Consider the following 14,166-nt stretch of genomic DNA (forward strand, 5'->3'; position numbering starts at 1 on the left):
GTGCGCTTAGATTATCTTGAGAGAATAAATAAAGAAATTTTTATAAAAATAACACAGGTAATTTTAAAAGTAGAAGCAGGTTTTAGATAAGATCTGTGATAAAATTAAAGAGCTATTGCAATAGGTTTTAAGAATCTTTGAAGGAGAACGGCATGAACCACGAGGTCATGAATCTTTTCAATCCTCAGGCGCCAACGCAGACATTTGACTCTATTCGTATTTCAATTGCGAGTCCTGAGAAGATTCTGTCTTGGTCATATGGTGAGATTAAGAAGCCTGAGACTATTAATTATCGTACTTTTAAACCGGAGCGTGATGGTCTTTTTTGTGCACGCATATTTGGTCCGATTAAAGATTATGAATGTTTATGTGGTAAATATAAACGCATGAAATATAAAGGCATTATCTGTGAGAAATGTGGTGTGGAGGTTACTCTTTCACGCGTGCGTCGTGAGCGTATGGGACACATTGAGCTTGCAGCACCGGTTGCCCATATTTGGTTTCTTAAATCGTTACCAGGCCGTATTTCTACTCTTTTAGATTTAACTTTGAAGGATATTGAGCGGGTTCTTTATTTTGAAAATTATATTGTAACAGAGCCAGGTTTGACATCTCTTAAGCTTCATCAGCTTCTTTCTGAAGAAGAATATATGCTTGCTGTTGATGAATTTGGAGAAGATCAATTTACGGCCATGATTGGTGCTGAAGCTATTTATGAGCTTTTGGCTGGTATGGAATTAGAAAAGATCGCAAATGATTTACGCATTGAATTGAGTGAAACAGCTTCAGAATTAAAACAGAAAAAACTAATTAAACGACTTAAGATTGTTGAAAATTTTCTTGAATCTGGCAATAAACCGGAATGGATGATTATGAAAACTATTCCAGTTATTCCTCCAGATTTACGTCCATTAGTTCCGCTTGATGGTGGGCGTTTTGCAACGTCAGATTTAAATGATCTTTATCGACGTGTTATAAACCGTAATAATCGCTTGAAACGACTGATTGAATTGCGTGCTCCCGGAATTATTGTGCGCAATGAAAAGCGTATGGTGCAGGAAGCTGTTGATGCGCTGTTTGATAATGGTCGCCGTGGGCGTGTTATTACTGGAGCAAACAAGCGTCCTCTAAAGTCGCTTTCAGATATGTTAAAGGGAAAACAAGGGCGCTTTCGTCAAAATTTGCTTGGGAAGCGTGTCGATTATTCAGGGCGTTCAGTTATTGTAACAGGTCCTGAATTAAAATTACATCAATGTGGTCTTCCTAAAAAGATGGCTCTCGAGTTGTTTAAGCCATTCATTTATGCGCGACTTGATGCGAAAGGTTATTCATCAACTGTGAAGCAGGCAAAGAAGCTTGTTGAAAAAGAACATCCAGAAGTTTGGGATATTTTAGATGAAGTTATTCGTGAACATCCTGTTTTGCTGAATCGTGCACCGACGCTACACCGTTTAGGGATTCAAGCTTTTGAGCCTATCCTGATCGAAGGGAAAGCGATACAGCTTCATCCATTAGTATGTACTGCTTTTAATGCAGATTTTGATGGTGATCAAATGGCGGTTCATGTTCCGCTTTCTCTTGAAGCACAGCTTGAAGCTCGTGTTTTGATGATGTCGACTAATAATATTCTGCATCCAGCCAATGGTGCACCAATTATTGTTCCATCGCAGGATATGGTTCTTGGTCTTTATTATCTTTCGATTGTTTCTGAAAAAGAACCAGGTGAAGGTATGGCTTTTGCCGATATAGGTGAGCTGCATCATGCTTTAGAAAACAAAGTTGTGACTCTTCACACGAAGATTAAAGGCCGTTTTAAAAATATGGGAAAGGATGGAAAAGAAGTTGCAAAACTTTATGATACAACGCCTGGTCGTTTGATTATTGGTGAGCTTTTACCGAAAAATCCAAATATTTCATTTGATATTGTTAACCAAGAAATGACCAAAAAGAACATTTCTAAAATGATTGATCAGGTTTATCGGCACTGTGGGCAAAAAGAGACGGTTATTTTTTGTGATCGTATCATGCAACTTGGTTTTTCTCATGCTTGTCGTGCTGGGATTTCATTTGGTAAGGATGATATGGTTATCCCTGATAGCAAGTCACGTTTAGTTGCAGAGACAGAAGCGTTGGCTAAAGAATATGAACAACAATATAATGATGGTTTGATTACGCAAGGTGAGAAGTATAACAAGGTTGTAGATGCTTGGGGTAAATGTACAGATCGCGTTGCAGATGAGATGATGAAGCGTCTTCAGGCTGTTGAATTTGATCCTAAAACAGGTCGTCAACGGCAAATGAATTCAATCTATATGATGTCACATTCTGGTGCACGTGGTTCTGCTAATCAGATGAAGCAGTTGGCCGGTATGCGGGGATTAATGGCAAAACCATCAGGTGAAATTATTGAAACGCCGATTATTTCAAATTTTAAAGAAGGTCTAACTGTTAACGAGTATTTCAATTCAACGCATGGTGCTCGTAAAGGACTTGCTGATACCGCATTAAAAACTGCTAACTCTGGTTACTTAACACGGCGTCTTGTTGATGTTGCTCAGGATGCTATTATTTCAGCGGTTGATTGTGGTGCTGCAAAGGGTTTAACTATGCAGCCAATTGTTGATGCAGGACAAATTGTTGCATCACTTGGTCAGAGAATTCTTGGTCGTACAGCGCTTGTTGATATTTTGCATCCAGTTTCTGGGGAAGTTATTCTCGAAGGTGGTGCGATGATTGAGGAGGTCGATGTCGCCAAAATTGAAGAAGCTGGAATTCAGTCTGTTCAAATTCGTTCTGCTTTGACATGTGAAACGCGTCTTGGTGTTTGTGCAAAGTGTTATGGTCGTGATTTGGCGCGTGGGACACCAGTTAATCAGGGTGAAGCAGTTGGTGTCATTGCTGCTCAATCAATTGGTGAACCAGGGACACAGCTTACTATGCGTACCTTCCACTTAGGTGGAACAGCACAGGTTGTTGATTCATCTCATTTAGAGGCTTCTTATGAAGGTATTGTAGAGATTCGTAATCGCAATGTGGTTCGTAATTCTGAAGGTCATTTAGTGGTTATGGGGCGCAATACAGCTATCCTTATTAAGGATGAGGCTGGAAAAGAGCGTGTTGTACATCGTGTTAGCTATGGAGCGCATATTTTTGTTGATGATGGTGACATTGTTAAATGTGGTCAGCGTATAGCAGAATGGGATCCCTACACACGTCCGATTTTGACTGAAGTTGATGGTTATGTGGGCTTTGAAGATATGATTGATGGTTTATCAGTTACTGAAACAGCTGATGAATCTACAGGTATTACGAAGCGTTTGGTAATTGATTGGCGTGCTAATCCACGTGGTTCTGAGCTAAAGCCAGCAATCATAATACATGCAGACAAAAAAGGTGAGTCTATTGCTAAATTATATAAGGGTGGTGAAGCTCGTTATATGATGTCAGTAGAAACTATTCTTTCTGTTGAGCCTGGTGCTTATGTCAAGGCTGGTGATGTCATTGCACGTTTACCAATGGAAAGTGCTAAGACAAAAGATATTACGGGTGGTTTACCACGTGTGGCTGAACTTTTTGAAGCACGGCGTCCAAAAGATCACGCTATTATTGCCGAAATTAGTGGTACAATTCGGTTCGGTCGTGGTTATAAGAATAAGCGCCGTATTATCATTGAGCCAAATGATGAAACTTTTGAACCAGTAGAATATTTAATTCCAAAGGGTAAGTTGTTTCATTTCCAAGAAGGAGATCAGATTGAAAAAGGAGATTATATTCTTGATGGCAATCCGGCACCTCATGATATCTTGGCTATTAAAGGTGTTGAAGCTCTGGCATCTTATCTTGTTAATGAAATTCAAGAGGTTTATCGTCTACAAGGTGTTTTAATTAATGATAAGCATATTGAAGTAATTGTTCGTCAAATGTTGCAAAAGGTTGAAATTACCGAGTCTGGAGATTCTGGTTATATTCCAGGCGATAATGTTGATCGTATTGAATTAGATGAGATAAACGATAATTTGATTGCGGAAGGGAAAAAGCCTGCATCTGGTAATCCCATTCTTCTTGGAATTACCAAAGCATCTCTTCAAACACCATCTTTTATTTCAGCAGCATCATTTCAGGAGACAACTCGGGTACTTACTGAGGCGGCAGTTTCTGGGAAAATTGATACTCTGCAAGGGCTCAAAGAAAATGTTATTGTTGGTCGTCTTATTCCTGCGGGTACAGGTGGTACTATTACTCAAATTCGCCGTATTGCTGCGGTTCGTGATGATTTAATTGTAGATGAACGACGTAAATCTAGTAATAATGAAACTGCTAAAGTTATGTTAACAAATATGACAACCAGTGCAGCTGCTGAGTAATTTGGGTATATGTTAAAAGTAATGTGAAAGCGTCCAAATTTTAAATTTGGACGCTTTTAAATTTTTAAAATATAAAAATAGTATACTTTTCTGATAAATATGATTGTAAAAACTATAAGGAAATTGTTGTTTTGAGCATTTTTGATAGTTTATTATGTTTGCTTATGACAATATAGGTTTTTAAAATTTCTTATCTGTGTAGCTAGGTAGAAGGTTTATTTTAAATATATTTAAAATTGAAAAATATATAAAATAGATTATGGTTAGTTCATGTGTATTAAGGAAAGGATAGATTACCTAAGAACAAGGTGGTTTATGATTATAAATAGCTTTGGAACAACTTATCTTTATTAGTGTCTTTTATAAAACTTAAAAATTGTATCACAAAGAATAATCAGCAATCATTTCTCAGTAATCTGAAAAATAAAAACTTTTTTCATTCGATACTTGTATTATAAGAGGATTTTTTTATTTTTTATAATTAAAAATATAAAAGAGTAGAAAATAAAACACAAATTAAAATTGTTATAAAATTATATATACACTTTTGATAACAGTGTATTTTATAATAATATAATGTATAGATGATATTTAATTAATAAATTAACATAAAAAATTTCAATAATTATTTGATTATAAAGGAGTAGATCTTAATTTTTTCTGTATAGGAGCATATAGCTTTATACGAAAATGAATTATTGCAAATAAAAACGAATACTGTGGTTTTAAAAAATTAAGCTTTTTTGTTTGAAGTATCTGATGTGTTCACCGCGTACTTAAAAAATTGTTTTGTACCAAAAAAACTTAAAAAATTAGGTATAGATGTTGGTGCTATACACTAACTTATAACGGGTGTAGTATAATATTAATTATTGTTTTTATAATTTAAAACACATTGAAGATATTTTTTTAAGTGTTTATTAAAATTGGAAGTAATCATTAATTTTTGAATTTATTGCATTTGCTTATTTAAATGATTGCTTTTTTATTAAAGAATGGGTTGTGTGAGGTTTTTTTAGTAACATATTATCTTTATTAGAAAATAATAGCATTTAGATTCATTTTTTGACAAAGAGAAAGTAAAAATAATGGTGGATTCTCCTATTGATATTTTTCAATCTATTTTGTCACGGAGGTCGATTCGAGCTTTTACTAATCAGCCAGTTACACAGGAAACGATAAAAAAAATCTTAAGGTTTGCAGCACGCGCACCATCTGGAACAAATCTTCAACCTTGGAAAGTGATTGTTTTAACGGGGGAAGCACTACAGAAAGTAGGAAAGGAACTCTCACAACTCGTGTTATCAGGTATAAAAGGAGAGCGTAAATATCACTATTATCCACGTCAATGGCGTGAACCTTATCTTTCTCGGCGTAAAAAAATTGGTTTAGATCTTTATAAGAGCCTTGGAATTAAAAAAGATGAGCAGGAAAAGATGCTTTATCAGAAAGCACGGAATTTTTCGTTTTTTGGTGCTCCTGTAGGGCTTTTGTTCATAATTGATCAAGATATGGAAATGGGAAGCTGGCTTGATTTAGGTATATTTATGCAGACTATTATGTTAGCAGCACGTGGATTTGGATTAGATACATGTCCACAGGCTGCTTTTGCTGATTATCATAAGCAAATTCATACACTTTTATCAATCCCTCCTGATCAGCATGTTATTTGTGGTATGGCACTTGGCTATCGTGATGTGAATGCCCCAGAAAATAATTTTGAGACTGAACGTGAACCAATCGAAAATTTTGCGTATTTTATTAAATAATCATATTCATAGGAATTAAAAAGGATGAGCAAGAAAAGATGCTTTACCGGAAAGCATGGAATTTTTCGTTTTTGGTACTCTTGTAGGGCTTTTGTTCATAAAATATTTTTATGTAATTGTGTGTGAAATTTTAAGGGTTTAAAGCATTATGAAAAATATTTTGGTGGGAAATTCTTGTCTTTATTTAATTTTAATATTGTATGGTAACATTTATTTTACTACGTTTTGTACATCGAGAAATTAGTTCTTCGAGAATTGTTATCAGTTTTTCAAAGGTTGATTATGGAAAGCACTATAGAAAGAAAGTGTTGGGTGGTGGCGAGACGTGCAATATTCGTATTCATTGCTATCATTTTTTTAGCTTATCTCGCAATTTGATTTTAAAATGGGACAAAAGTAATAAAAAAGTCTATACTCAAATCTGATATTTGATTTTGGGGAGTAATGGGTGTTTTTATCTGTTTTTGAACTTTTTAAAATTGGTATTGGTCCTTCTAGTTCACATACTATGGGGCCGATGACTGCTGCTAATATGTTTTTGCAGGAGATTGTTGCACAAAATCTTTCTTATTCATCCCATACTATAGTTTCTCATATACGTATTTATCTTTATGGTTCATTATCTTCCACAGGAATTGGTCATGCCACAGATAAAGCCGTTATGTTAGGACTTTCAGGAAAAAAAGCCTCTACTATTGATCCTGATTGCATAGAGTTATTGTTAGAAAAAATTAGACGCGAAAAAAAAGTACAACCAGAAGGTCATCCTGCTTATCAATTTGATGTGCACAGTGATCTTATTTTTGAAAAAAAATCCTTACCTCAACATGCTAATGGTCTTGCATTTGAAGGGCTTGATTCTGATAAAAATATTATTTTACGAAAAATTTATTATTCTATTGGTGGCGGTTTTGTTGTAACCGAGGATGAATTAGGTCATGTGAATGACAATAAACGATTAGAAATATCTGATGTGCCATACCCTTTTGATTCTGCAAGTAAAATGTTATCAATGGCTGGAAAATCAGGGCTTTCAATTGCTGAAATGAAGCGTATCAATGAAGAGACAAAGATAGAGCGCTCTATTCTTAATACAGGACTCGATGAAATTTTTTCAGTTATGACGAATTGTATTGATAGAGGACTTTCACAAGAAGGTGAATTGCCGGGTGGATTATCTATCCCGAGGCGTGCTAAAAAACTATACAATAAGCTTTTGGAAAATCAGAAGAAAAATTGCAATCATCCATTTTTAGCAAATGATTGGCTTTCTGTATATGCCATAGCAGTGAATGAGGAAAATGCATCTGGTGGTCGCGTTGTAACTGCACCGACAAATGGTGCATCTGGTGTTATACCTGCAGTTTTGCGTTATTATCTTCAGTTTAATGATGGTTCAGATCGAGAGGGGATACATAATTTTTTATTAACAGCTGCAGCTATTGGTGGTATCATAAAACATAATGCTTCTATTTCTGGTGCAGAAGTTGGTTGTCAGGGTGAAGTTGGGGCAGCATCTTCGATGGCAGCTGCGGGGTTGACGGCAGCATTGGGTGGTACACCAGCCCAAGTTGAAAATGCTGCAGAGATTGCTCTTGAGCATCATTTAGGAATGACATGTGACCCGGTTTTAGGTCTTGTACAAATTCCTTGCATTGAGCGCAATGCAATGGGTGCTATTAAAGCAGTAACAGCCTCTTCTCTTGCATTACATAATAATGGAAAGCATTTTATTTCTCTTGATACTTGTGTAGAAACAATGCGTCAGACAGGATATGATATGAGTGAACGCTATAAAGAAACAAGTAAAGCTGGTCTCGCAATCAATGCAATAATTTGTTAAAAGGAACGATAATACTTAATTAAATAAATTTAATTATTCATCAATGCGGTTCTTGCATTTTAAAGTTGTCTTGTGTATTGAGGAGATGACAAATTTAAAAAAGAGCTTAAGTAATGCTTATATAGCGCCTATATTGCTTAGAGCAATTGGTAAATTACTGAAGAAGATTTTCTACAAAATTGTGCAGTTTGGATACTTACATTTAATAGAGTCCACTTTCCATTTATAGAAAAGATATCAAAGGACGATAGTTTTTATTATTAAATCAAAAAGTGATTCTAATATTTGATGCTTGTGTCGTGCTTCATTTGAAGTATAATTCTGTTTAAAAATTGAAGATATTATTCAATAGCTGAATAGAGGTTTGTATTACAATTCTTATCAAAATAAAGAAGAAATGTATCTTTTAAAGAATTGTAGGCAATGTGTGGATATTTTTATTAATAAATAATTCTCGCGAAAACTATCTTATGAAATTAGATATTTGTTGCACCTAGACGAATTTTTATAGGTACGCTACCAGTTTGGCTTGCAACGCGTAGATGAATGCGTACAGGAGGTATAGCTAGGCGGCGATTTCGAGCTGTTTGGTAAATGAGAAGACTGATAAGAGATTGTGTGTTAAGCATAGATGGCGTATGTTTTAAGCCAGCAAGCTTTGTCAAAGCATCGTGAAAAGAATACAATGAAAGAAAGGGTGATTGCTTCAATAAATTTTCTTTTTCAGGAGATGAAGCAACAGCATTATATTTCATGGTACTATCCTTAACGCAGAATTCAAAAACTTTTAATAAGCTACAATATAGCAGTTAAAATTTGCTTTCTTTAGAGTCGAACAAGCCCTGAATGCAGCCTTTTTTGATTGAAAACCTATAAATCGAGCACGGTAGTAACGACGCCCACTTTTTTCAAACAATTGCATATGTGAAGATGTATGTTTTAAAGTTGAATAAGCAGTGTTTTTTGCTTTCAAAAGCAGATTTTTTGCTTGTTCTTTATCGGGAAGAGAACCAATTTGAATAGCCCATCCAGCATTTGTAGATAAAGAGGCAGCAACAATTCTATCCATTTCAATGGGTATAGCTTTTTGAGGGGTAGGGATTGGTATAATTGCTTGGTTTATAGAAGCTATAACTCTATTGGAATTTTTAGATTTCTCCCCGAGTGCTGCCAATATAGTAGAAACTTCGTCATCAAAATCGGTTACATAAGCTTTAATGGTTGGTATAGGAGTACTTGTACCAATAGGTAAATTATGGTGAGCAGAAGCTACTAAGTATTTGTCACTTTTCATGCGGCTTGCTTTAGGTAAATATCGATTCAATAAGCTAGCCATATGGTTATCACGTGCAGTTGATGATCTTCCTCCCATAACGACAGCAACAACAGAGCGCCCTTCAAGATGTATTGATGTTGCTAAATTAGAACCTGACATTTGTGTGTAACCTGTTTTAATTCCATCAACACCTTTCATTGTTTTGACCAATTTGTTGTGGCTGTTAATTGTTTGTCCACGAAAAGTAAAACTTTTTGTTTTGAATAGCTTATACTGTTGTGGAAAATGTTTACGTAAGGCTAATGATAAAATAGCCATATCCTGTGCTGTAGAATAATTGTATATATCTGGGAGTCCTGAAGCATTTGCAAAACGAGTATTTACCATACCAAGTTTGTGAGCTTTTGCTGTCATCATTTGAGCAAATTTTTTTTCATTACCACCAAGATATTCAGCAATAGCAGTAGCAACATCATTTGCTGATTTTGTAATGAGTGCTTTGGCTGCTACTTCTGCAGAAATTGTTTGACCCGCTTTAAGTCCGATTTTTGTTGGTGGGCGTGATGCTGCATAATTTGAGATAAGGATTGGCGTATTGGGTGTTACACGACGCATATGCATAGCCTCAAAGAGTATATACAATGTCATCATTTTCGTTAAAGAAGCAGGATAACGTTTCAGTGTTGCATTGGCTTGAAATAAGGTTTTTCCTGTATTTGCATCTATAACGATAGCAGCATATTTATCGGGATAAGCTCCCTGAGGAGTAGCTAATGCCCAAGAGTAAGAAAAAGCTAAAATAATAAGAGCACTTGCTACCTTCTTATAGCAATGCACAATTTTTTGGCAGTTAATATACACTTGTAGTATCCTATTTCTTCATTTATTCTAAAAACTCCTGTCCGGGTTCTTTTTGCTTGTAGTGCATTGATACAGTTTAGACGAATGGTGTTACCAATTTGTTTACAGAAATCACTTTGTATGTGCTATATTTGACTTAATCTAACTATAAAGCAAAATTTTCTTTATCTTTATGTAAACGGTTGTTGTAATGGTTATGAGCGAGCGTAAGATTGGTAAAAAAGTGCGCTACATGGAAAATGATGATGCTACAAAAATTAATAATAAACTCTATACTCTGTGTTATGCACAATGAAAAGGGCAAGAATTTGAAAGAAAATAGGCATCATAACGCTATTATAATTCCTAAAGCTAAATTAAAAATTCAAAATCCTAAGTTATACCGTGTTTTTTTGCTTAATGATGATTATACACCTATGGATTTTGTTGTTTTTATTTTGAAAAAAATTTTTAAGAAAAGTTTCCAGGAAGCAACACATATTATGTTAAATGTTCATCAAAATGGGGTAGGTGAATGTGGAGTTTATACTTATGAAGTGGCTGAAATGAAAGTTGTGCAAGTTATGGAGTATGCACGTGAAAATGAACATCCATTACAATGTGTAATGGAATGGAAGTGAGGTATTATGCCATCTTTTACGCCTAGTCTTGAAGAAGTTTTGCACCGTGCATTAACAATTGCCACTCAAGCGCAGCATGAGTATGCAACATTAGAACATCTTTTGCTTGCATTGCTAGATGATGCTGATGCAAGTTTAGTTATTCAAGCTTGTCAAGTAGATTTGGGAGAATTGAGAGAGCGCTTAACAAATTATATCCAGTCAGAATTGGATGTACAGATTAGAGCTGATGAGGATACAAAACCAACAGTATTTTTCCAGCGTGTTATTCAACGCGCAGTGATACATGCTCAATCAGCTGGAAAAGATGAAGTATCAGGAGCAAATGTTCTCGTTGCAATTTTTTCTGAACGTGAAAGTCATGCAGTATATTTTCTTCAAGAGATGGGAATGACACGTTATGATGCTGTGCGGTTCATTTCACATGGCATTACACATGATGATGGATTATCCATGTTGCTTGAGGATCTTGAAGAGCAATTGGATCAGCAGATTTCAGATACTGATGAAAAGGTGATGAGTGCACTTACTGCTTACTGTGTTGATTTAAATTGCAAAGCACGCAATGGAAAAATTGATTTATTGGTTGGCCGTGACATAGAAATTTCACGAATGATTCAGATTTTATGTCGCAGGTCAAAAAATAATCCACTTTTAGTAGGTGATCCTGGTGTTGGAAAAACAGCTATAATTGAGGGGTTAGCCAAACGTATTGTTGATAAACAAGTACCTGAGGTTTTATCAAATACAACAATATTTTCTCTTGATATGGGAGGGCTTGTTGCCGGTACACGCTATCGTGGTGATTTTGAAGAACGTCTAAAGCAAGTTATTAAAGAATTTGAACAGTATCCAGGTGCCGTTTTATTTATTGATGAAATTCATACATTGATTGGAGCAGGAGCTACATCAGGAGGAAATATGGATGCAGCAAATCTTTTAAAACCTGTATTATCTTCAGGAACTATTCGATGCATTGGTTCAACGACTTATAGAGAGTATCGTAAAATTTTTGAACAGGATCGAGCTTTGGAACGTCGTTTTCAAAAGATTGATATTAATGAGCCTTCTGTTGCTGATGCAATTAAGATTTTACAGGGATTGAAGCCTTATTTTGAAGATTTTCATCAGATCAAATATACAGATGAGGCGATGAAAGCATCCGTTGAGTTATCCTCACGTTATATGGCTGATCGTCGGTTACCTGATAAAGCAATTGATGTTGTTGATGAAAGTGGTGCAGCGCAGATGCTTTTGCCAAAAAAACAGAGAAAAAAGAGTATAGGCGTTAAAGAAATTGAAGCCACTATTGCAACTATGGCCAAAATTCCGTCCAAAACAGTTTCTGGTAATGATCAAAAAATACTTAATAATCTTGAAAAAGAACTGAAGCGTGTTGTTTATGGACAAGATCAAGCAATTTTAGCATTGGTATCGTCAATTAAATTAGCGCGAGCAGGATTGCGTGAATCTGGAAGACCAATAGGTAGTTATTTATTTTCAGGACCAACAGGTGTAGGAAAAACTGAGGTCGCAAAACAGCTTGCATCTTCTTTAGGAGTTGAATTATTACGTTTTGATATGTCAGAATATATAGAACGGCATACAGTATCACGCTTAATAGGGGCTCCTCCAGGCTATATAGGATTTGATCAAGGAGGCCTTTTAACAGATGCAGTTGATCAAAAACCACATGCTGTTTTATTACTAGATGAAATCGAGAAAGCTCATCCAGAGTTATTTAATATTTTATTACAGGTAATGGATTATGGAAAATTAACGGACCATAATGGGAAGAAAATTGATTTCCACAATATCATTTTAATTATGACAACCAATGCTGGTGCTGCAAATATGGCAAAATCAGCCATTGGGTTCGGTAAAGTATATCGTACAGGTGATGACATAGAAGCAATCAATCGATTGTTTACACCAGAATTTCGTAATCGATTAGATGCTATCATTCCGTTTGCACCTTTATCTCAGCTGACCATTAGTCAAATCATGCAAAAGTTTATTTTTCAGCTTGAAGCACAGCTGGCTGATCGAAGAATCAGTTTTGAATTAAGTACTTCTGCAATGGTTTGGCTTACCAATAAAGGATATGATCCTCAAATGGGAGCACGTCCATTGAGGCGTGTTATACAAGAATACATTAAGAAGCCATTAGCTGATGAAATTTTATTTGGAAAGTTGCGTAATGGCGGCATAGTCCGCATATTAACATATAAACCAAGTGGAGGAAAAGAGGATTTGCAGTTACAAATCTCATCTTCTGACAGACCTATTTACTCAGAGGGGAGAAAAGATGCATGTCTTGCAAAAAGGCGTGTGAGAAAAAAAAGTTCTGCGACTTAATAGTATTTTAAAGGGCAGCTCGAATTTTTTTTGCATGCTCTTCAAGTATTTCTGTAGGCGATACAATATTATTATGAGGAGTAAGTTCTATCCCTTCCATACGTGGTATGATATGGAAATGGAGATGGTAAACGGTTTGTTGACTGGCAGCTTCATTGAATTGCATAATTGTTATACCATCTGCTTGAAAAGCTTTTTTGGTGGCACGAGCGATTCTTTGGACAACTTTAATAACTGGAACCAATGTTTCAGTATCTGCATCCAGCAAATTTCTAAAGCTTTTTCTAGGAATAACCAGTGTGTGACCCGGTGCTTGTGGCATGATATCCATGAATGCGATAACATCATCATCTTCGTAAACACGAATAGAAGGGATTTCATTACGAATCAATTTAGCAAAAATATTATTGTTGTCGTAAGCTTGTTTCATATAAATATTTCCTTTTATTGATTTCGATTCAGAATTTTAATTTCAAGCAAAAAGGACACGAATACTGATTAAATGTTAATCAAAGCGGTTTTTTTATATTCAATTTTTGCTTTATGTAGGTTACTATTATTAATATTGGCAAAGAATTTAGATTTCTATGATGGCTTCAATTTCTACTGGAACGTCCATAGGGAGAGTAGCAACGCCAATAGCAGAACGGGCATGTTTTCCAGATTCACCGAGGATTTTGATCAGTAAATCGGAAGCTCCATTGGCGACAAGGGGAATATTGGTAAAATTAGGATCTGTAGCAACAAAAACGGTGATTTTGACTATTTGCTTTATTTTATTTAAATCACCAAGGATTGCTTTTATTTGTGCAAGGATATTGATAGCACATACTTCGGCTGATTTTTTTGCTTGTTCAATGCTAACAGTTGCACCAACTTTACCAATTGCTACTGGTTTTCCATTGGAAAGAGGGAGTTGTCCAGAAATAAAGAGCTGATTACCGCTTTGTGATGTTGTTACGTAATTTGCAATTGGCTGTACTGCTTCAGGAATGGTTATGCCAAGTTTTTTTAAATGATTTTCAATCGAGTCGGTCATAATTTGAACTCCATAGTTATTCTATAATACATATTT

At 35.5% G+C, this 14,166-nt stretch carries 9 protein-coding genes; 5 read left to right on the forward strand and 4 right to left on the reverse strand.

From position 1 onward, the window contains the following. Positions 1-152: 152 nt before the first annotated feature. From rpoC to V4P56_RS01600, 3 genes are all read left to right on the forward strand, one after another. A complete protein-coding gene (gene rpoC / locus V4P56_RS01590; protein WP_455482345.1) occupies positions 153-4,364 on the forward strand; it encodes a DNA-directed RNA polymerase subunit beta' in 4,212 nt (1,403 codons plus the stop codon). A gap of 1,088 nt (positions 4,365-5,452) precedes the next feature. Continuing rightward, positions 5,453-6,133, forward strand: a complete 681-nt coding sequence (locus V4P56_RS01595) for a nitroreductase (RefSeq protein ID WP_455482346.1) — start codon at positions 5,453-5,455, stop codon at positions 6,131-6,133. 448 nt (positions 6,134-6,581) lie between these two features. Then, complete coding sequence (locus V4P56_RS01600; RefSeq protein ID WP_455482347.1) at positions 6,582-7,976, forward strand: L-serine ammonia-lyase; 1,395 nt, start codon at positions 6,582-6,584, stop codon at positions 7,974-7,976. A gap of 476 nt (positions 7,977-8,452) precedes the next feature. On the opposite strand, the gene V4P56_RS01605 is transcribed toward V4P56_RS01600, so the two are convergent. Both V4P56_RS01605 and V4P56_RS01610 read right to left on the reverse strand, forming a co-directional pair. Beyond that, entirely contained in the window at positions 8,453-8,731 is a 279-nt protein-coding gene (locus V4P56_RS01605) for a hypothetical protein (protein WP_455482348.1), read from the reverse strand. A 32-nt stretch (positions 8,732-8,763) separates the two neighbouring features. Beyond that, complete coding sequence (locus V4P56_RS01610; protein ID WP_455482349.1) at positions 8,764-10,113, reverse strand: SPOR domain-containing protein; 1,350 nt, start codon at positions 10,111-10,113, stop codon at positions 8,764-8,766. Positions 10,114-10,358: 245 nt separating this feature from the next. On the opposite strand from V4P56_RS01610, the gene clpS reads away from it, so the two are divergent. Then, the gene (gene clpS, locus V4P56_RS01615; RefSeq protein WP_455482630.1) at positions 10,359-10,733 is read left to right on the forward strand and encodes an ATP-dependent Clp protease adapter ClpS; all 375 of its coding nucleotides are present in this window, start codon (positions 10,359-10,361) and stop codon (positions 10,731-10,733) included. A gap of 6 nt (positions 10,734-10,739) precedes the next feature. Continuing rightward, positions 10,740-13,091 (forward strand): ATP-dependent Clp protease ATP-binding subunit ClpA, encoded by a 2,352-nt coding sequence (clpA, locus tag V4P56_RS01620; protein ID WP_455482350.1) that lies wholly within the window; start codon positions 10,740-10,742, stop codon positions 13,089-13,091. Between the two features lie 7 nt (positions 13,092-13,098). Here clpA and V4P56_RS01625 read toward each other — a convergent pair whose 3' ends face one another. Further along, positions 13,099-13,521, reverse strand: coding sequence for an HIT family protein (locus V4P56_RS01625; protein WP_455482351.1), 423 nt, complete (start codon positions 13,519-13,521; stop codon positions 13,099-13,101). Positions 13,522-13,668: 147 nt separating this feature from the next. Further along, a complete protein-coding gene (locus V4P56_RS01630) occupies positions 13,669-14,130 on the reverse strand; it encodes a RidA family protein (protein ID WP_455482352.1) in 462 nt (153 codons plus the stop codon). Between the last annotated feature and the right edge of the window lie 36 nt (positions 14,131-14,166).

The organism is Bartonella sp. B35(2025) (assembly GCF_053794465.1).